Genomic DNA, 17,914 nt, shown 5'->3' on the forward strand with positions numbered 1-17,914 from the left:
TTTCATCAGGCTTGTACGGGTGTGGGTTCGGCCAACGGACGGCCGTTGGCGTCATGCAATTGCACGCGGCGGATCGGCCCCACGATGACCAGGTAGCTCAGCACGGCGACCAAGGCGTTGGCGCCCACATAAACCAGGGCCCATTTGAACGAGCCGGTGGTGGAAATCAGGTACCCGATGACGATAGGCGTGGTGATCGAGGCAATGTTGCCGAACATGTTGAACAGCCCGCCGCTGATGCCGGCAATCTGCCGGGGCGAGGTGTCGGCCATGACCGCCCAGCCCAAGGCGCCCACGCCCTTGCCGAAGAACGCCAGCGCCATGAGGCTGACCACCAGCCAGTCCAGCTGCACATAGTTGCACAGCACCATGGTGGTCGACAGCAGCAGGCCACACACGATCGGGGCCTTGCGGGCGAAGGTCAGCGAGTGGCCGCGGCGCAGCAGCCAGTCGGAAATCACCCCGCCGAGCACGCCGCCGATGAACCCGCAGATCGCCGGCAACGAAGCGACGAAACCGGCCTTGAGGATGGTCATGCCGCGCTCTTGCACCAGGTATACCGGGAACCAGGTAAGGAAAAAGTACGTAATGCCGTTGATGCAGTATTGGCCAAGGTAGATGCCTAGCATCATGCGGCTGGACAACAGCTGGCGGACGTAGCCCCATTGCGGGCCTGCGCGCTTCTGCCCGGGCTGGTCCATGTCGACCACCCCGCCGTTATCGGCGATCAACCGATACTCCTGCTCGCCTATCAGCGGATGCTGGCCGGGATTGTGTACGAACTTCAGCCACACCGCCGCGAACGCAATGCCCAGCACGCCCATCACCACGAACACATGCTCCCAACCCCAGGCGTGAACGATCCAGCCCATCAGCGGAGCGAACAGCACGGTGGCGAAGTACTGCGCGGAATTGAAGATCGCCGAGGCGGTGCCGCGCTCGGCCGTGGGGAACCAGGCGGCGACCACGCGCGCGTTGCCCGGGAACGAAGGCGCTTCGGCAAAGCCGACCATGAAGCGCAGGGTAAACAGCGCCATGACCGCGGTGGCCACCGGCATGAAGCCCACGAAGCCCTGCAAGATAGTGAACACGGACCAGGTGAAAATGCTGGCGGCATAAATTTTCTTGGAGCCGAAGCGGTCCAGCAACCAGCCGCCTGGGATCTGCCCGGCCACATAGGCCCAGCCGAAGGCGGAGAAGATGAAACCTAAGGTAAGCGGGTCAATGCCCAGGGCCTTCTGGATGCTGGAACCGGCGATGGAAATCGTCGCGCGGTCGGCATAGTTGATCGTGGTAACCACGAACAACAGGAACAGGATCAGATAACGCACATGCGTTTTCTTATTGGCATGCATGCAGGTGTACTCCCACTTCTTGTCTTTATACGGGCACTCGCCTAAGGGGGCGTGCAGAACTACGTTATCGTACAAGTAGTGACCGCGCTACACCTTGATGAAGAAATTCATGGAGCAGGCGGTGGCGGCTATACAGGCACAAGCCGTTTGAGTGGCATTCAGGTTGTCTGACAGGACGAAAAGAACGATAGCATAACGCCACTAGACTGGACAGTCAGATTAGAACGCGACAGCAACTTTCGTTCACGGTTCCAGGATTGTCACTGGACAGCGACAGCCGGCAGGGATATGTTTCCAAGGTCGAACGGCGCCATGGAGGCGTCGCGACGCAATTGGAATGCAGAGGTGGAATCATGAGAACCAGGGCTGCGCTGGCGCTCGTCGTGGGTTATCCGTTGCTAAGTGGTTGCGTTCAAGGCCCTCCGCTTCAATACACCGCCTTCTCCGATGGCGGTAATGGCTCGCAGGAAGACTACTCCGGCCTCACCAAATTCACCCTTGCCCGTAGCCTGCTGCTGGTACAGGCCAGCAAGGGGCAGCCGGCCACCGTGGCCGCAGTCCCTGCCGAAGCCATCGGCAGCGGCACCGACTTCGGTATCCGCCAACTGCAGGGCACGTCTCACCTGGCGCTGCAGCTTACGAAAATCGGCAACAGCAACCTGGTGCGGTCCTTGGCTTTGCGCTCGGCGGCGAACCCCAGCGTGCCCGCGGCCGACAGCGTCGAGCAGGTGACGGCCAGCGGCCCGGCCAACCTCGGCAACCTGGCGCTTGCCATCGACGTGCAGGCCTTGCTGGACACGCCTCGGCCGGGGCGCGTGCCTCTGGCCGGGCTTGCTCAGAGCGCCAATAGCGAGTTCGCCTTCGATATCGTCTTCGACCCGGTTCCGGCCGATGCCATCCAGACCCGTCAGCTGGATCTGCAGCGAACCGGCAACCTGTATTTCTATTCGGCCTGCCGTACCGCTACCCTCACCTTCCTCAACGCCCCTTTGGCCCAGCAACGCTTCACCGTCACCGTTGCCGACCCTAATTTCGTGCAGACGGTGGCGATCGGCGCGGACCGCACCATCGCCAGCCATTCTTCCTGTGGCGTGGACGTACTGGCCGGGGCCATGGCCAGTGGCGATCCCGGGCTCGCGCGACAGGTGGACCAGGCCCGCAACCTGAGCGCGTCCTGGACTACCCGTTCGATGGTAGACGCCGCCAGCGCACTGGCCGCGCTCAAGCCGAGCGAGCCGGTGAAGCGCCCCCGGCGCAAGCCTCGCCCTGCCGCCGTCGAGCCCGCCCCGGCTCAAGCCCAAGCCCAGGCAGAGGCCAGCCCAGCCCAAGTACCTGCCGAGGGGCCCCTGCGCAATGCGCAGATTCGCGTGCCTGGCCCACCGCCGCGCGAGTCCTTCGCCTTCTAGCCCGCCGGTGCCGGGTTCGCACGATATTCTCCGCGCCTCATGAGCCCGCCCGCACCACCGGGCGAGCCGGCGCCGCTGGCAACCCGGCCGATAGGGCAACGAACTCCTCGCCGCCCACTACACTCACAGTACGTCGCCTGAACGAGCCTCTGCTCAGCGGGGGACGCAGGGCGTTCCGCCCAGGCGGAAAGTGCCGTTCAAGCGCAACTCAACGCGGCGTGTGCTTATGCACCAGGCCCCCTTGTGTGGCCTGTGTGCAGTGCGCATCTGGAGTGAGAATGATCGAAACGACCGATGGCACGGATGCTTTGCTCGACAACCTATATCGCGACATCATCGCTGCGCATTCGGCGATGCGCCCCGCCGTTGCAGTCACCCCCCTGGCCTATAGCGAACGCTTGTCAGCGGCGACCGGGTGCGAGGTGTATCTCAAGTGCGAGCATCAGCAGCACACCGGCTCATTCAAATATCGCGGTGCGTACAACAAGCTGCGGCTGTTATCCACCGAGGAGCGCAAGCGCGGCGTGATTGCAGCGACCTCCGGTAACCACGGCCAGGGCATCGCCTTGGCCGGGCGGCTGGCCTCGGTACCGGTGACCATCTATACCCCAAACCGAACCTCCCCCTACAAGGTCGAGGCCATGCGGGCCCTCGGCGCTACGGTGATACAGGTTCCCGGGGCCTCGGTGGACGCCGAACTCGAAGCGCAGCGCCAGGGCCTTGAACAGGGCAAGCCCTATGTGTCGCCCTACAACGACCTGGCGGTCATCGCCGGCCAGGGCACTGTGGGGGTGGAGATCAACGAACAGCAACCCGACATCGACGCCGTGTTTGCCTCGGTCGGCGGTGGTGGGCTGATCTCCGGCATCGGGGCAGCGTTGCTGCGGCTCAACCCGGGTGCGCAGATCATCGGCTGCTGGCCAGAGGAAGCGGCGCCGCTGTATCACGCGCTGCAGGCCAAACAGATCCCGGCCGTCGCCCAGGCGCAAAAGGGCTCATATGGCACGGCCGATGGGGTGGTGCCCGGCGCGGTGACCTTCGAGCTCTGCCAGCGGTTGATAGACCGCACCGTGCTGGTCAGCGAGGAGGAAATACGCTGGGCCATGCGCGCGGTGGCGGTGGACGAACACTGGATCGTCGAAGGCGCCGCGGGCGCTTCCCTGGCCAGCGCCCTTAAAGTGGCCCACACGCTGCGCGGCAAGCGCATTGCCGTGGTGCTGTGCGGGCGGAATATCGACTGGCCGGTGTTCCTCGAAGCAGTGTCGTGAGGCACCGGGCTTGGGGCGCTAGAACAGCGCCTCGACCTGGCTAAGCACCTGGCGATCCATCTGCCCGGTATGCACGTGCAGGTCCACGTAGCTTTGCAGCATGTCTAGCTTGGCGTTGAGCAGGTCCCGGCGGGCCTCGAACAGCCGTTGCTGGGCGTCCAGGATATCCACGGTGGAGCGAACCCCGCCCTGGAAGCCTTTTTCAGTCGACACCAACGCGCGTTGGTTAGACTCCACCGCGCGCTGGGTCGCGCGGCATTTGGCATAGCCGGCGACCACACCGGCGTAGGCCGTTTCCACATCTTCGGTCAGTTGCTGGCGCTGAGCGTCGGCATCGGCCTGGGCGCCGGCCAGGGCTTCGGTGGCCTTGCGCACCGAGGCGCTGGTGGCGCCGCCGCGGTAGAGCGGAATATCCAGCGCAAGGCCTACGTAGTAGCTGTCCTGACGAGGCGAATATTCCTGATACTGGCTGTTCTCCCGGCGGGTCAGCTGGGTGGTCAGCGACAGCGTGGGGTAATGGCCAGCTTTCTCGGCCTCTGCCTCGGTCTCCGCCACCTTCACCTGGGCCAGGCGAGCGGCCAGCTCCGGGCTGGTATCCCGGGCCAGGGCCGTCCAGTAGGGCAGGTCATGCTCCTCGCTCAGCGGGTTGGTGTCGGGCGGCAATTCGCGCATCGGCTCGATTTCCAGCAGCGGCAAGCTGCCACGGCCGGACAGCGTACGCAATGCGGCCACCCGCTGGGCCTGGTTCTCCGCTTCCTGGGCCTGCACCAGATCGTAGCGAGCGCGCGCTTCGTCCACGTCGGTAATCGCCCCCTGCCCTTTATCGAACAGGCGCTGGCTTTGCTCGACCAGCCCGGCAATCGCGGCCTTCTGCTGGGCAATGAGCTTGAGTTCGTTTTCTACCCGGGCCACAGCGAAGTAGGCCTTGGCCACGCGGTCGAACAGCTCCTGGGTGGCGACTTCGTATTGCACCTCGCCCAACTGGCCCCGCGCCTTGCCCTGCTGGTACGCCGACCAACGCCCCTTGTCATAGATCGGCTGCTGGGCCACCAAGGACACGCTGTTGGACTGATAGTCATCGCTGTCCACATAGCTGGCGTCGGTGCCACCGTCGGTGCGCCCGCCCTTGCCGTAACGCGAACTCAAGGAAAGCTGGGGCAACAGGCCGCCCCGGCCAATGGCCTCCTCGTTCTGGGCCGCGCGGTGGGAGTAATCCGCCGAGCGCATGACCGGGTCGTTCAAGCGCGAAGCATCGTAGAGTTGCAGCAAGGTCAAGCGGTCCGAGTCCGGAGACTGGGCGTGAGCCTGCACGGCCAGGCACAGGAGCGCGAGCGGTAGCCAGCGGTTGCTCATTCATTCTTCCTTGAATGCTGCGAGCAAGCGCTCGCGCAAGGGTTTCATCAGGTAGTTGACCAAGGTTCGCTCGCCGGTGATCACGGTCACATCCGCCATCATCCCGGGCTTGATCGGCAAACCGGCAGCCTGCAGCTTGGGCAAGGTATCGGCTGGCAGCTCCACCTTGGCCGAGAAGTACGGCTGGTGGGTTTGCTCGTCGAGCAGCTGGTCGGCCGAAACAGTAGCCACCGTGCCATGCACCGTGGGGGTGTCCACGCGCTGCAGCGCGGTGAAGTGCACCTGCACCGGCAGCCCGGGGCGCAGCTTGTTCGCCAACATCGGCGGGAAGCGCGCGGTGATGCCCAGCGGAGTATCCCCCGGCACTACCTCCATCAAGGCCTGGCCAGCGGTCGCCACGCCGCCGATGGTATGCACCGCCAGGTTGAGCACTTCGCCAGCTACCGGGGCGCGCAGCGATCCGTTATCGACTTCGAACTGCAACGCGCGGATCTGATCGGCGTAACCGGAGGCTTCGGCGGCCACGTCACTGAGCTGGCTTTCCGCGTCGCGGCGGAACTCCTGCTCCTGCTGCATGGCCTTGAGCTTGCTTTCGTTGATGGACTGCTCGGTCTTGCCGATGTCACCAATGGATGAAGCGATCTGCCCGGACAGCTGAGACGTGTTGCGCTCGGCCTCGAAGAGCTTGGCCCGCGGCACATAGCCGTCCTTGGCAAGGTCGCGCAGGCCGTTGAGTTCCTCCTGCTGGAAGCTCATCTGTGCGTCGTAATTGCTTTTGACCTGGCGGTACGCGCTCAGCTGCTGGGTGAGCGACGCCACTTCGTGGTCGACGATCCCCTGGCGGCTGGCAAGCTCGGCCTTGCGGGTGAGGAAGAGGTTTTCCTGCAAGGCCATGGCGGCCTTGGCGCGCGGGTCTGCCGCGTGCTCCAGCAGGTCTTTGGGCCACTCGATGGCGTTCTGGCGCAGGCGCTCGGCGGTCAGCCGGGCTTCGGTGGCGCGAGCGGTCAGCAGCTTCCCCAGGGTGACTTCCAGCTGGGACTGCGCCTGCACGGTGTTGAGCTGCACGAGCAGCTGGCCCTGGCTGACCAAGTCCCCCTCGCTGACCAGGATCTTTTCTATTACACCGCCCACCAGTGGCTGCACGGTCTTGCGCTCGCCGGCAACCACCACCTTGCCCTGCCCGACCATGCCTTGGTCCAGCGGTGCGATAAAGGCCCACAGCAAGAAGCCGCCAAAGGCGATGAGCAGGAACCACAAGCCCTTGCGAGCGGTGCTGCCCGCGTCGGCGTTGGCGCTGTCGTTACTGAGCGGGGTGACCGGCGCCAGCGGGCGCCGTGCGGTAACGTCACGCATCGGAACGTGCCTCCTTTACCTGAGGGTTCTGGTTCGAGGCCGGCGCCGCGGCGTTAGCCGGCGGCAATACCGCCTTGAGCACCTGGTCGCGGCTGCCGAACAGTTGCTGGCGGCCATCGTTGAGCAGCAGGATCTTGTCTACCACGCCCAGCACGCTAGGCCGGTGGGTGATCATGATGATGGTGCTGCCGGCGCTTTTGAGCGCGCGCAAGGCATGCACCAACGCCTGCTCGCCCGCCTCGTCGAGGTTGGAGTTAGGTTCGTCCAACACAATCAGCGAAGGTTGCGCAAACACCGCCCGCGCAAGCCCGATACGTTGTTTCTGCCCGCCGGAAAGGCCCTGCCCGCCAGGGCCGAGGACGGTGTCATAACCTTGCGGGAAGCGCAGGATCATGTCGTGGATGCCGGCATGGCGGGCAGCCTGGATGATCGGTTCCGATTCCAGGTCGCCGAACCTTGCGATGTTCTCGGCGATGCTGCCGTCGAACAGCTCGATGTCTTGCGGCAGGTAACCCAGGTAAGGGCCAAGGGCCTCGGGGGCCCATTGATCCAGCGGCGCGCCGTCCAACCGCACCGAGCCGGCCATGGGTGCCCAGATACCTACCAGGGCCCGTGCCAGGGTGGACTTGCCCGAGGCACTCGGGCCGATCACCGCGAGGATCTCGCCCTTGGCCAGTTCGAAATCCACCCCCCGAATGATGGGCTCTTCGGCACCAGGCGGGGCGACTTGCAACCGTTCCACCTTGAGCGCGCCAGTAGGCGGCGGCAAGGCCATTGGCGGAACAGTAGCGGGTTCTTCGGCCAGCAACTGGGTAAGCCGGTGGTAGCTCTGGCGTGCCCCGACGAATTGCTTCCAGGACCCAATGGCGATTTCCACTGGCGCCAGCGAGCGGCCCAGCAACAGCGACATGGCGATCATCATGCCGCCAGAGATCTGCCCTTCCAGCACCAGTAAAGCGCCCAGCCCGAGCGACAGCGACTGCGCGGCGATGCGCACGAAACGAGTCATTGCGCTGATCCGCGCGCCTCGGTCGCTGGCGGTCGCCTGCGCCGCGATCATGCCTTGCTGCAACCAGCTCCAGCGCTTGCGCAGCGCCGGCAGCATGCCCATGGCCTGGATGACCTCGGCGTTGTGCAGGCTACTGTTCACATACAGGTTGGCCTTCATGGACAGGCCGTTCGCCTGGGCCAGGCTGGGGCGGGTGGAAAGCTCACCCCACAACGCCAGCAGCACCAGGGTCAAGGCGACTATCAGCGAAAGCAGGCCGAACCAGGGGTGAAACAGGAAGGCGATGATCATGAACACCGGCAGCCAAGGCGCGTCGAGCATGGCCAGCAGCCCTTGCCCGGTAATGAACTGGCGCACCTGGGTCAGGTCGCTGAAGACCTGCGCGGGGTTACTGTCCTGGCGCCGCAGGCTACGGGTAAAGGCGGCGTCGAACAAGCGCTGGGCGAGGCCCGCGTCGATGCCGGCGCTCATGCGGATCATCACTTGGCCACGCAACCATTCGATGGCACCACTGAGCATGAACAGCCCCAGGGCGATCACGGTGAGCATCAGCAAAGTGGTTTCGTTCCGGCTGGTAAGTACCCGATCATACACTTGCATCATGTAGAGCGAAGGCACCAGCACCAGCAGGTTGATCACCCCGCTGAAAATCGCAAGGGCCCAGAAGACCCGGCGGTACTTGAGCAAGGCCGCATCGATGTCATTGCGAGGATCAAGTGTCAGGCGCATTAAAACGTTACCGAGTGTGGAAACCGAGTCTCAGACCGTGACAGTTCGATTTCATTCCGCCATCACTGCCCATCCGTTGTCATTTTTTTGTGCATCCTTGCCCCCACATCGGGAACGCACGCAGGGAGACTGTTATAAAAGTTGGCGTAACGCAAGGATGAAGCGCCGAGCCTCCTGCCTCCCCGTCATCTATTTGACGGATGGGCTAAAAAATCGGGCCTGTTCCACGCGCGGGGTGTCCACCAGGCAAAAAAAAGCCCCGGGAGCCTTTCGGCTGCCAGGGCTGAAAAAAGAATCAGCGGATCAGTGATGCGTGCCCAGCCCTTGCGACAAGTCAGTGTCCTTGCCTTTATAAGGTGCCTTCATGGTGTCGGCGCCATCATGCTTGGCGGCGTCGACAACGGCATTCGCTTCGGTGGTGACCACTTTTTTGACTTGCTGCGCCTTGGCTTTCAGCTGGCCGGTGATGTTGTCGCTGGCTTTGCCGATCAGGCGGTTTTCCTGGCGGGTGGAAGGCAATGCCGCGCCAAAGGCCGCGCCCAGTGCCAAGCCCACGGCGGCCAGAACCAAGGGCTGCTCTTGCAGCAGGTATTCGAACTGCCCTTTCACTTGAGCACCTACCTGAGCGCCGGTTTGCTTGGCCTGTTGGGTCAGGTCCTGGGCGCTGCGGTTAAGCTGGTCACTGCCATCGCTGAGCCGGTCACTGGCCCCGTCTTTCCAGGATGAGGCTTTGTCTTTGATGGCCGAAGTGCGAGACGTCACGCTGTCTGCCGCCTCACGTAGCTGCCCCTTGGCGCTGTCGGCGGCACCGCGCAGCTGCTCCTTGGCGCTGTCCACGGCGTGGCCCACCTTGCTCGCCGCGGCGCTGGCGCGGTCCATCAGGCTTGGCCCGGTGTTCACCCTCGCCGGTGCAATGGGGCGGTTCTGATTCATCGCCAGCCAGGCCAGGCTCAAGGTTGCCAGCACCGTTGGGATGGGGTTGTTCTTAACGGTGGTGCCCAGGTTCTGGAAGAACTCGCCGCCGTTGCCTCGGGTATAGGACAACGCTTGGTCGAAGAGCTGCCCGGGGGTCAGCTTGCTTTCCAGTGCATCCACCAGATTGCTGATGCTCGCCCGCTGCTGATCGATCTCGTGTTCCAGCGTTTCCGGGCTCTTGTGCGATTGCGCGGTAATCGAAGAAGTCATGGCAATTTACTCCGCAGGGCTTGCTGGTCTTTATCCATGGCGTTGAGGGTGCGGTCTGGACGGAAATGAGCCGGGTCGAACTGCTTTTTCCCTGCCTGGATCATCACGAAGCCAATCACCGCGACGATGCCACCGACGATCAATGCAGCCGCCCAAGGCTGCAACACGGTGCTCAAGCCGTAGACGGCCGACATCAGCAGCACGATGAACCCGGCCAACAACACGATGGCGCCGCCGGCCACGGCGGCAATGCCGGCCTTGAGCGTGGTGACGCTGTTTTCCATCTCGGCCTTGGCCAGCGCCAGTTCCTTGCTGAACAGCGCCGGCACCTCGTGGGTCAGCTGCCGCAGCAGGCTGATCACGCTCACATCCCCTTCAGGGGTGTGCACGGTGGTGTCGCGACGCAGTTGCCCGGTTTGGGTCGTTTGAGTGGTGCGCGTGTCGACATTCATACCAGGCCTCCTTTATTCAGCGGGTCGATAGGCTTGTCCAGGGTCGGATAGGTCGCCGCTTCACCCAGTGGGTCACCTGCGGGCAGCGGCTCTACCGAGGGCTGGCGAGCAGGGATGGCGTCCTGTTTGGGCGCCGAGGTTTCGAAGGGGCCACTGGCGCCGTAGGCTTCAGTGGGCGTAGGCGCTAATGCGCCAAGGCCATCATCCTGGTCGCTGGACGGCTCGGAAGCCGCCGAGGCGCGCAAGAAGCGTGACAGGGCGAAGCCCACGGCCACGGTGCCGGCCAGGAACAGCATGGGGTTTTCCCGAGCCACGCGGGCACCTTCCTGCAGCAGCTCCTCGGCGCTTTTGTTGCGCATGCGGTCGGCGAAGTCCCCGAGGTTGCTGGCGATGTCGCTCAAGCCTTGGGCGAGCCCGAGGGTATCGCGTCCTTCCATCGCCGCGGCGACAGATTGCGCGCCTTCGACCAGGCCTTCGATCTGGTCGGCGGCTTTGTCTCGGTATTGCTCGAACTGCTGGGTCCCCTGCTCTTTAAGCTCGCTGACCGCTGCGCTGGCATCGGTGCTCAGGGTGTGCAGGTGTTCTTGCGCACGGTCCGCGCCCTTCGGCGTCGGTGACTGGTTTGGAATGGTCATCATGTCGCTCCTCAAAGGAAGTGGACTGTTGATGCGCGCCCGCCGAATGCGAAGTCGCATCGCCCTACCCTATTGAGGACGCAATCAGCGCAAGCGGAGTTCAGTGCAATCGCTGCGGTTCCGGTGACCGGTCATCAGCTTTCTCGTATCACAAGCTCGAAACCAAGGTCATTCGGGCCCGTTTGCGGCGCGCGGCCGTCGAGCCGGTCCAGCAGCATCAGCGCCGCCTGACGCCCGATTTCCGCGCGCGGCGTACGGATGGAGGTAAGCCGCGGCACCATGTGGGCCGAGGCCGGGAGGTCGTTGAAGCCGACCATGGCGACCTGCTGTGGAATTTTCACGCCCAGCCGCTGAGCCTCGAAAATAGCGCCGTGGGCGAGGTCATCGTTGCAAAAAAAGGCACCGTCCACATCCGGATGGCACTCCATCAACTGGCGGAACAACTCGCCACCAAGGCCAATGGATGACGGCAGCGGCGACATCACTTCCAGCGAAGGGTCGTGCAGCCCCGCCTGCGCCAAGGTGTGGCGAAACCCATCGGCCCGGCGCAGCACCCGCGGGTCCAGCTGCGCTGCCACATACGCCAGGCGCTTGCGGCCGCGCTCGAGCAGATGCCGCGCCGCCACCGCCCCGGCCTGCTCCTGGGAGAAGCCCACGCAAGCCATGCCTTCGTCCTGGCTGAGCTCCATCATATGCACACAGGGCACGCCAGCCGCGGCGAGCATCCGCCGGGTGCTGTCCCGCCGCTGCACGCCGGTGAGCAGCATTCCGCAGGGTTGGTACGCCAGGTAATTGCGGATCAGGTTGTCCTCTTCCTGCTCGTCGTAGTGATAGTTGCCGATCAAGACTTCCATGCCCCTGGGGCGGAACACCTCATGGATGGCTTCAAGGGTGTCGATGAACAGGTGGTTGGACAGCGACGGGATCAGCACCACCACCGACTGGCTGCGGGCCGAGGCAAGCGCCCTGGCCGCCGGGTTCGCGACGTAGCCCAGGCTGGCGGCAGCATCGCGCACCCGCTCGGCGAGTGCTGGCGCCACGGTGCTCACCCCACGCAACGCCCGGGACGCGGTGATCGGGGACACCCCCGAGAGGCGGGCAACTTCATTGAGAGTGGGGCGACCAGTAGTGCGGGTTCCAGGGCGAGCCATGCGTTCGAGGGTTCCTGTAGCAGGCGACGGGAAGCGGAGTGTATGAATTTACGCTTGCCAATTGTAGGAATTTGGCTAAGGTAGCGCTGTCTCAGGCGGTGAGCAATGCAGAATTCTGCCACTGCCCGCAGTCGAAGCCTTGATACCGCTTTGGCAAAAACCAACAACAACATGGGCGTGGCGTCAGCGGAACGGTTGCCGACCGACTCCGAGACAGCGCTACCCCGCTGGAGGTACCGATGGTTTCCCCCCTCAGCGCGCTGGTCGTGATGGGCGTGTCCGGCTGCGGCAAGAGCAGCGTCGGCGCGGCTATCGTTGAACACAGCGGTGGCCGCCTGATCGAAGGCGATGCGTTCCACCCTCCGGCCAACATCGAAAAAATGAGCGCCGGCATTCCTCTGGACGACGAAGATCGAGCCGGCTGGCTGCAGCGCCTTGGCGAAGAACTGGCGGCCTGGGTCGCCAAGGGCGAGCGCCCGGTGCTGACGTGCTCCGCGCTCAAGCGCCGTTACCGCGACACCCTGCGCCAGGCGGTACCGCAGCTGGGTTTCGTGTTCCTCGAACTGACCCGCGAGGAAGCCGCTTACCGAGTGTCTCACCGGCCTGGGCATTTCATGCCGCCAAGCCTGGTAGACAGCCAGTTCGCCGCCCTCGAATCGCCTACGGGCGAACCTTTCACCCTGACCGTGAACGCTGCTGAGCCGATTGCCCAGCTTGCAGCGTGCGTGGACGACTGGCTGCGCGAGAACGGCGCCGCCGACCTGAGCCAAGCCAGTTGCCTGGCTGGCGCCCCCTACTGTGCCATCAATAACAATACGAGGCCTTGAACCATGTTCGGTTTGCCCCTTGATACCTACTTGTTGCTCGACGCTCTGGTCACCATCGTCGGCCTGATCCTGCTGATCACCAAGCTTAAGGTCCATCCTTTCGTTGCCCTCACCCTGGCCGCCGGCTTTCTCGGGCTGACCTCCGGCATGCCCGTGGCCAAGGTGATGAAGTCGTTCCAGGACGGCTTCGGAGGCGTGCTTGGCTTCGTGGGTATCGTGCTGGCGCTGGGCACCATGCTCGGCAAGCTGATGGCCGACTCCGGCGGCGCCGACCAGATCGCGCAGACGCTGATCCGCTGGTTCGGCACGCGCAACGTGCACTGGGCGATGATGTTCTCGGCGTTCCTGGTGGGGATTCCGCTGTTCTTCGAAATCGGCTTCGTGCTGCTGATCCCGCTGGTGTTCATCGTTGCCCGCCGTTCCGGGGTGTCGCTGGTGAAGATCGGCATTCCGCTGCTGGCCGGCCTTTCCGTGGTGCACGGCCTGGTGCCCCCGCACCCGGGCCCGCTGTTGGCGATCGGCGTCTTTGGCGCCGACATCGGCAAGACCATTTTCTACGGCCTGCTGGTCGGCTTGCCCACCGCGATGATCGCTGGCCCGTTGTTCGGCTCGTTCATTTCTCGCTACGTGCCGGGCAACCCTTCGCAGGAGCTGATGGACCAGATCGCCAAGGAGTCCACCGCGCGTGAGCTGCCGAGCTTCACGGTGACGCTGGTCACGGTGCTGCTGCCGGTGTTCCTGATGCTGCTCAAGACCTTCGCGGACGTAGTGCTGCCGGCCGACCATGTGATTCGTGTGTGGATGGACCTGATCGGCCACCCGATCACCGCCCTGCTCGCCGCCCTGCTGCTGGCGTTCTACACCTTCGGCTTCGCCCGTGGGTTCTCCCGTGCGCAAGTGATGAAGCTGCTCGACCAAAGCCTGGCGCCCACCGCGGCGATCATTCTGATCGTAGGCGCCGGCGGCGGCTTCAAGCAGATGCTGGTGGACACCGGCGTGGGCAACGTGATCGGGCAGATGGCCGTGCACGCACAGATCAACCCGCTGTTGCTGGCCTGGCTGGTGGCGGCGGTGATTCGCGTGGCCACAGGCTCGGCAACGGTTGCCACCATCACCGGCGCCGGCATCGTAGCGCCGGTGGTCACGCTGATCCCAGACGTTAACCGGGAGCTGCTGGTGCTGGCCACAGGCGCCGGTTCGGTGATTCTGTCTCACGTCAACGACGCTGGTTTCTGGCTGGTCAAGCAGTACTTCAACATGACTGTGGAAGAGACCTTCAAGACCTGGAGCATGATGGAAACCATCTTGTCGGTGGTCGCCATCGTGCTGATCATGCTGCTGTCGATGGTCGTGTAAAGCCCTCCCGCCGTGGCTGCCTGGGGTAGCCACGGCCCCTCTCCACACAGGGTGCTGTCGACCATTCGTCGCTTCGCTGGCACCTTGTGCTCCGCTCGCTCCCCTAAGTCATGTGTCTTTTAAACTGGAGACGAACATGACCAGCAAGCGCCTCACGACCTTCATTCTGGCTGCCGCGCTTAGCGCAGGTAGCGCTCTGGCCTTGGCCGATTCGAGCACTGGCTCTACCGACCCGACCACCCCTGGCACCCTGCCCGCTAACAAAGGCGGCGCCACCGGCACGGCCACCGGGGCCGGCTTGCCGAACCGCAACACCGACGGGTCCACCAGCGCCTCGCCTACACCCGGCAGCAACACCGATGTGGGCACGCCACAAGCCAAAGACACCAAGCCTACCAATGGCAAGACCGGCATGGGCGGCACCGGCTCCGAAGGCACCGGCACAGACGGTACGAACAAGTAAGGGAGGCACCCATGACCACCCGCGCACCCAATGAAGATACGCCGCGCCAGCCCGACGCCGAAGGCCAGCGCAACGATCCTGGGATCGACCCGCAAGGTGAAGTCCCGGAGGGAAGCACGCCTGCGCCCTCCTCGCCGAAGGGCACTGATAGCGCACCTGCCGGTGGCGACGCTTCCACCCCGGAAGGAAATGGTTTCAGCCCGGACTTCAAGTCCAAGCCCGAAGCCGAAGGCGAGGCGTCCAGCAAACCCAAGGACGCCGACATCGACACCGACGGCGGCTAGCCATCGGCAACGATTGAAAGCCCCTGGCCTGCCCTGCTGCCCTCGCCCCTGCGAGGGCAGCGCCGTTTTGGGCGGGGACGATCTGCCAGTGCTGGGCAGGTGCTACGCCCAGGGTGCAGGTTGCGGCTGGCGCCTCGGGATTCCAACGTTAAGGCGTAACGGGCGCAAGGTACGTCAGCGTCCCGCCCAACAGCCACAGCAAGACCAGCACCAAGGGTGCATGTACGAGCAACTGCACGAACGAAAAACCTATGAGTTCGCGCGCCTTGAGCCCCAGCACTCCCAACAACGGCAGCATGTAGAAGGGGTTGATCAGGTTGGGCAAGGCTTCGGCGGCGTTGTAGATCTGCACCGCCCAGCCCAGGTGATACCGCAAGTCGTTGGCCACCTGCATCACGTAGGGCGCCTCGATGATCCACTTGCCCCCGCCCGAAGGAATGAAGAACCCCAACACCGCTGAATAAATGCCCATTAGCAGCGCGTAGGTATCGTGGCTGGCGATCTGTACGAAGAACGTGGAAATGTGATGAGCCACGGTTTGCCCATCGCCGCCTTTCACCGTGGTCATGATGGCCGCGATCGAACCATACAGCGGGAACTGGATCAGTACGCCGGTGGTGGTGGGCACTGCCCGGGCGACCGCGTCGAGAAAGCTCCGGGGGCGCCAATGCAGCAGCGCGCCAAGCATGAGGAAGAGGAAGTTGTAGGTGTTGAGCCCCGAGATCGCGGCGATTGCTGGCTTGCTGGCGAACTCTCGGGCGAGCCAGGCGCCGGCCAGCGCCACCAGGATCAGCGTTAGCACGGGGCTGTATTCGAGCCATTCCCCGGGGCGCTCTCGAGGCGCCAGCTTCGGCAGGCTGAAGGCCGGGTTCACGCCGCAGGCACGCGCGTCCTTGGCGGTGGCCGCGCCCGGGGCGGTGGCATAGGCAATGGCCAGCGAGACCACCACCAGGGCGAGCAACAGCACCCCCGATTGCCAAAGGAAGATGGTCTGGGTGAAGGGAATGACCCCGGTGATCGAAAGGATCGACGGCGGCAGGCTGGCAGGGTTGGCCTGCAGCTGCGCGGCCGAGGAGGACAGCCCCAGCGCCCACACGGCGCCCAGCCCGAGGTAAGCCGCCGCGCCAGCGGCACGGTAGTCCATGCGCAGCTCCTCGCGCCGGGCCAGTGCACGCACCAGCAGGCCGCCGAACACCAGCGACAGGCCCCAGTTCAGCAAGGAGGCGAGCATGGAAATCAACGCCACCCAAGCCACGGCCGAGCGCCCGTTGCCCGGCACCCGGGCCAGGCCCTCGATCAGCCGCGCCGCTGGTGGCGAACTGGCGACCACGTACCCACCAATCACCACGAAGGCCATCTGCATGGTGAAGGGGATCAGGCTCCAGAAGCCGTCGCCAAAGGCTGCGGCGGTGGCCATCGGCGCTCCGCCCACAGCCGTGGCGGCAAGCGCGACCACCACCACCGCGAGCGCGGCGAACACGTAAGAATCAGGGAACCAGCGCTCGGCAAAGTGCGAGCAGCGCAAGGCGAACCGCGCGAAACGGCTGTCTTCCAGGGCTATCGGCATAATCAGGGCCTTTTATTGTCGTTATGAGGCGGTCGCAGGGGTTAAACCTCGGGGTGGCGCCGAGCGCTAGAACGTCATCTCCGGCACGTTATCGGGCACGATCAGCCTACCGGCCGTCTTGGCGACGATCTCTTCGACGCTCACGCCAGGGGCACGCTCGCGCAGGATGAAAGCGCCGTTTTCGATCTCGAGCCAGGCCAGGTCCGTCAACACCTTGCGAATGCAACCCGCGCCAGTCAATGGCAGGCTGCACTGCGGCAACAGCTTGGATTCGCCGTCCTTGGACGCGTGGGTCATGGTCACGATGATGTTGTCGGCGCCAGCGACCAGGTCCATCGCCCCACCCATGCCCTTGACCAGCTTGCCAGGGATCATCCAAGAGGCGATGTTGCCGTGCACGTCTACCTCGAAGGCGCCGAGCACGGTCAGGTCCACGTGGCCACCACGGATCATTGCGAACGACAGCGCGGAGTCGAAGATCGACGCGCCGGTGCGGGCGGTCACCGTCTGCTTGCCGGCGTTGATCATGTCCGCATCCACGGTCGCCTCGGTGGGGAATTCTCCCATGCCGAGCAAGCCGTTTTCGGATTGCAGCATCACATCCATGCCTTCGGGCACGAAGTTGGCGACCAAGGTGGGAATGCCGATACCCAGGTTCACATAGAACCCGTCCTGGAGTTCACGGGCAACGCGTTGGGCCATTTGTTCGCGGGTCAGAGCCATGTTCGGAGAACCTCTTGTGAACGGCGATCACGCCTTGAGCGTGCGTTTTTCGATGCGCTTTTCGAAGCGGCCCAGGATCACCCGGTCCACGAAGATCCCTGGGGTGTGGATCTGGCTGGGCTCCAGGGTACCGGGCTCGACGATCTCCTCGACCTCGACCACGGTGATACGCCCGGCCGTGGCCGCCAACGGGTTGAAATTCTGCGCGGTATGGCGGTACACCACATTGCCGAAGTGGTCGGCCTTCCACCCCTTGACGATGGCGAAATCACCAGTGATCGCCTGCTCGAGGATGTAATGGCGGCCATTGAACTCGCGCACCTCCTTACCCTCAGCCACCGGGGTGCCGTAGCCGGTAGCGGTATAGAACGCAGGAATGCCCGCACCGCCCGCGCGCATCTTCTCCGCCAGGGTGCCTTGGGGCGTGAGCTCCACTTCGAGCTCGCCGTCGAGCAACTGGCGCTCGAACAGGGCGTTCTCACCCACATAGGATGCGATCATCTTGCGGATCTGCCGGTCTTCCAGGAGCACACCCAGGCCGAAGCCGTCCACGCCGCAGTTATTCGACACTACCGTGAGCCCGCGCACGCCCATGCGCTTGATCTGCGCGATCAGGTTTTCCGGGATGCCGCATAGGCCGAAGCCACCGGCCAGCACGGTCATGTCGTCAGTCAGGCCCGCGAGGGCTTCTTCGTAGCTGTATACCCGCTTATCAAGACCGGCCATGATGTTTGCCTTGTTATCGTTATTGAACGCCCGAGGGCGGCCGCTGGGCTATCTTCCGCCCCAGGGAGTTAT

At 64.1% G+C, this 17,914-nt stretch carries 17 protein-coding genes; 6 read left to right on the forward strand and 11 right to left on the reverse strand.

Annotation, left to right across the window (positions count from 1 at the left end; translation table 11 throughout):
• Window positions 1-5 precede the first annotated feature (5 nt).
• On the reverse strand, window positions 6-1,355 hold the full coding sequence (locus tag OGL93_RS18245; RefSeq protein ID WP_263264241.1) for an MFS transporter: 1,350 nt from the start codon (window positions 1,353-1,355) through the stop codon (window positions 6-8).
• 353 nt (window positions 1,356-1,708) lie between these two features.
• On the opposite strand from OGL93_RS18245, the gene OGL93_RS18250 reads away from it, so the two are divergent.
• Window positions 1,709-2,761 carry a hypothetical protein gene (locus OGL93_RS18250; protein WP_263264242.1) on the forward strand — a complete coding sequence of 351 codons (1,053 nt, stop codon included), beginning with the start codon at window positions 1,709-1,711 and terminating at the stop codon, window positions 2,759-2,761.
• 278 nt (window positions 2,762-3,039) lie between these two features.
• Complete coding sequence (locus OGL93_RS18255) at window positions 3,040-4,029, forward strand: threonine/serine dehydratase (RefSeq protein WP_263264243.1); 990 nt, start codon at window positions 3,040-3,042, stop codon at window positions 4,027-4,029.
• An 18-nt stretch (window positions 4,030-4,047) separates the two neighbouring features.
• On the opposite strand, the gene OGL93_RS18260 is transcribed toward OGL93_RS18255, so the two are convergent.
• The 7 genes from OGL93_RS18260 to OGL93_RS18290 all read right to left on the reverse strand — a co-directional run bounded on the left by OGL93_RS18260 (window position 4,048) and on the right by OGL93_RS18290 (window position 11,896).
• A complete protein-coding gene (locus OGL93_RS18260) occupies window positions 4,048-5,382 on the reverse strand; it encodes a TolC family outer membrane protein (RefSeq protein ID WP_263264244.1) in 1,335 nt (444 codons plus the stop codon).
• On the reverse strand, window positions 5,383-6,735 hold the full coding sequence (locus OGL93_RS18265) for an HlyD family type I secretion periplasmic adaptor subunit (protein WP_263264245.1): 1,353 nt from the start codon (window positions 6,733-6,735) through the stop codon (window positions 5,383-5,385).
• Window positions 6,728-8,473, reverse strand: a complete 1,746-nt coding sequence (locus OGL93_RS18270; protein WP_263264247.1) for a type I secretion system permease/ATPase — start codon at window positions 8,471-8,473, stop codon at window positions 6,728-6,730. Before OGL93_RS18270 ends, OGL93_RS18265 begins: the two co-directional genes overlap by 8 nt.
• A 303-nt stretch (window positions 8,474-8,776) precedes the next feature.
• On the reverse strand, window positions 8,777-9,658 hold the full coding sequence (locus OGL93_RS18275; protein WP_263264248.1) for a DUF3618 domain-containing protein: 882 nt from the start codon (window positions 9,656-9,658) through the stop codon (window positions 8,777-8,779).
• A complete protein-coding gene (locus tag OGL93_RS18280) occupies window positions 9,655-10,110 on the reverse strand; it encodes a phage holin family protein (protein WP_263264249.1) in 456 nt (151 codons plus the stop codon). Before OGL93_RS18280 ends, OGL93_RS18275 begins: the two co-directional genes overlap by 4 nt.
• Entirely contained in the window at window positions 10,107-10,748 is a 642-nt protein-coding gene (locus OGL93_RS18285; RefSeq protein WP_263264250.1) for a hypothetical protein, read from the reverse strand. The genes OGL93_RS18280 and OGL93_RS18285 overlap by 4 nt, the downstream gene beginning before the upstream one ends.
• Window positions 10,749-10,879: 131 nt before the next feature.
• Window positions 10,880-11,896 (reverse strand): LacI family DNA-binding transcriptional regulator, encoded by a 1,017-nt coding sequence (locus tag OGL93_RS18290; protein ID WP_263264251.1) that lies wholly within the window; start codon window positions 11,894-11,896, stop codon window positions 10,880-10,882.
• Window positions 11,897-12,135: 239 nt separating this feature from the next.
• Between OGL93_RS18290 and OGL93_RS18295 the strand changes: the two genes are divergently transcribed.
• From OGL93_RS18295 to OGL93_RS18310, 4 genes are all read left to right on the forward strand, one after another.
• Window positions 12,136-12,723 carry a gluconokinase gene (locus OGL93_RS18295; RefSeq protein WP_263264252.1) on the forward strand — a complete coding sequence of 196 codons (588 nt, stop codon included), beginning with the start codon at window positions 12,136-12,138 and terminating at the stop codon, window positions 12,721-12,723.
• 3 nt (window positions 12,724-12,726) lie between these two features.
• A complete protein-coding gene (locus OGL93_RS18300) occupies window positions 12,727-14,079 on the forward strand; it encodes a GntP family permease (protein ID WP_263264254.1) in 1,353 nt (450 codons plus the stop codon).
• A 136-nt stretch (window positions 14,080-14,215) separates the two neighbouring features.
• Window positions 14,216-14,542 (forward strand): hypothetical protein, encoded by a 327-nt coding sequence (locus OGL93_RS18305; RefSeq protein ID WP_263264255.1) that lies wholly within the window; start codon window positions 14,216-14,218, stop codon window positions 14,540-14,542.
• A gap of 11 nt (window positions 14,543-14,553) precedes the next feature.
• Window positions 14,554-14,826 (forward strand): hypothetical protein, encoded by a 273-nt coding sequence (locus OGL93_RS18310; protein WP_263264258.1) that lies wholly within the window; start codon window positions 14,554-14,556, stop codon window positions 14,824-14,826.
• Between the two features lie 148 nt (window positions 14,827-14,974).
• On the opposite strand, the gene OGL93_RS18315 is transcribed toward OGL93_RS18310, so the two are convergent.
• The 3 genes from OGL93_RS18315 to OGL93_RS18325 all read right to left on the reverse strand — a co-directional run bounded on the left by OGL93_RS18315 (window position 14,975) and on the right by OGL93_RS18325 (window position 17,842).
• Window positions 14,975-16,393: a TIGR00366 family protein gene (locus tag OGL93_RS18315; protein ID WP_263264259.1), complete on the reverse strand. Its 1,419-nt coding sequence runs from the start codon at window positions 16,391-16,393 to the stop codon at window positions 14,975-14,977.
• A 66-nt stretch (window positions 16,394-16,459) separates the two neighbouring features.
• Window positions 16,460-17,116: a CoA transferase subunit B gene (locus tag OGL93_RS18320; RefSeq protein ID WP_263264260.1), complete on the reverse strand. Its 657-nt coding sequence runs from the start codon at window positions 17,114-17,116 to the stop codon at window positions 16,460-16,462.
• Between the two features lie 27 nt (window positions 17,117-17,143).
• On the reverse strand, window positions 17,144-17,842 hold the full coding sequence (locus OGL93_RS18325; protein WP_263264261.1) for a CoA transferase subunit A: 699 nt from the start codon (window positions 17,840-17,842) through the stop codon (window positions 17,144-17,146).
• Window positions 17,843-17,914 lie beyond the last annotated feature (72 nt).

Source organism: Pseudomonas sp. RIT-PI-S (assembly GCF_025642975.1).
Lineage (GTDB): Bacteria > Pseudomonadota > Gammaproteobacteria > Pseudomonadales > Pseudomonadaceae > Aquipseudomonas.

What these genes read in the sequence shown, in the direction of transcription:
- OGL93_RS18265 (WP_263264245.1), bottom strand. Translation starts at nt 6,735, where the DNA reads ATGCGTGACGTTACCGCACGGCGCCCGCTGGCGCCGGTCACCCCGCTC.
- OGL93_RS18295 (WP_263264252.1), top strand. Translation starts at nt 12,136, where the DNA reads ATGGTTTCCCCCCTCAGCGCGCTGGTCGTGATGGGCGTGTCCGGCTGC.
- OGL93_RS18255 (WP_263264243.1), top strand. Translation starts at nt 3,040, where the DNA reads ATGATCGAAACGACCGATGGCACGGATGCTTTGCTCGACAACCTATAT.
- OGL93_RS18275 (WP_263264248.1), bottom strand. Translation starts at nt 9,658, where the DNA reads ATGACTTCTTCGATTACCGCGCAATCGCACAAGAGCCCGGAAACGCTG.
- OGL93_RS18285 (WP_263264250.1), bottom strand. Translation starts at nt 10,748, where the DNA reads ATGATGACCATTCCAAACCAGTCACCGACGCCGAAGGGCGCGGACCGT.
- OGL93_RS18315 (WP_263264259.1), bottom strand. Translation starts at nt 16,393, where the DNA reads ATGCCGATAGCCCTGGAAGACAGCCGTTTCGCGCGGTTCGCCTTGCGC.
- OGL93_RS18280 (WP_263264249.1), bottom strand. Translation starts at nt 10,110, where the DNA reads ATGAATGTCGACACGCGCACCACTCAAACGACCCAAACCGGGCAACTG.
- OGL93_RS18305 (WP_263264255.1), top strand. Translation starts at nt 14,216, where the DNA reads ATGACCAGCAAGCGCCTCACGACCTTCATTCTGGCTGCCGCGCTTAGC.
- OGL93_RS18245 (WP_263264241.1), bottom strand. Translation starts at nt 1,355, where the DNA reads ATGCATGCCAATAAGAAAACGCATGTGCGTTATCTGATCCTGTTCCTG.
- OGL93_RS18325 (WP_263264261.1), bottom strand. Translation starts at nt 17,842, where the DNA reads ATGGCCGGTCTTGATAAGCGGGTATACAGCTACGAAGAAGCCCTCGCG.
- OGL93_RS18300 (WP_263264254.1), top strand. Translation starts at nt 12,727, where the DNA reads ATGTTCGGTTTGCCCCTTGATACCTACTTGTTGCTCGACGCTCTGGTC.
- OGL93_RS18260 (WP_263264244.1), bottom strand. Translation starts at nt 5,382, where the DNA reads ATGAGCAACCGCTGGCTACCGCTCGCGCTCCTGTGCCTGGCCGTGCAG.
- OGL93_RS18290 (WP_263264251.1), bottom strand. Translation starts at nt 11,896, where the DNA reads ATGGCTCGCCCTGGAACCCGCACTACTGGTCGCCCCACTCTCAATGAA.
- OGL93_RS18250 (WP_263264242.1), top strand. Translation starts at nt 1,709, where the DNA reads ATGAGAACCAGGGCTGCGCTGGCGCTCGTCGTGGGTTATCCGTTGCTA.
- OGL93_RS18320 (WP_263264260.1), bottom strand. Translation starts at nt 17,116, where the DNA reads ATGGCTCTGACCCGCGAACAAATGGCCCAACGCGTTGCCCGTGAACTC.
- OGL93_RS18310 (WP_263264258.1), top strand. Translation starts at nt 14,554, where the DNA reads ATGACCACCCGCGCACCCAATGAAGATACGCCGCGCCAGCCCGACGCC.
- OGL93_RS18270 (WP_263264247.1), bottom strand. Translation starts at nt 8,473, where the DNA reads ATGCGCCTGACACTTGATCCTCGCAATGACATCGATGCGGCCTTGCTC.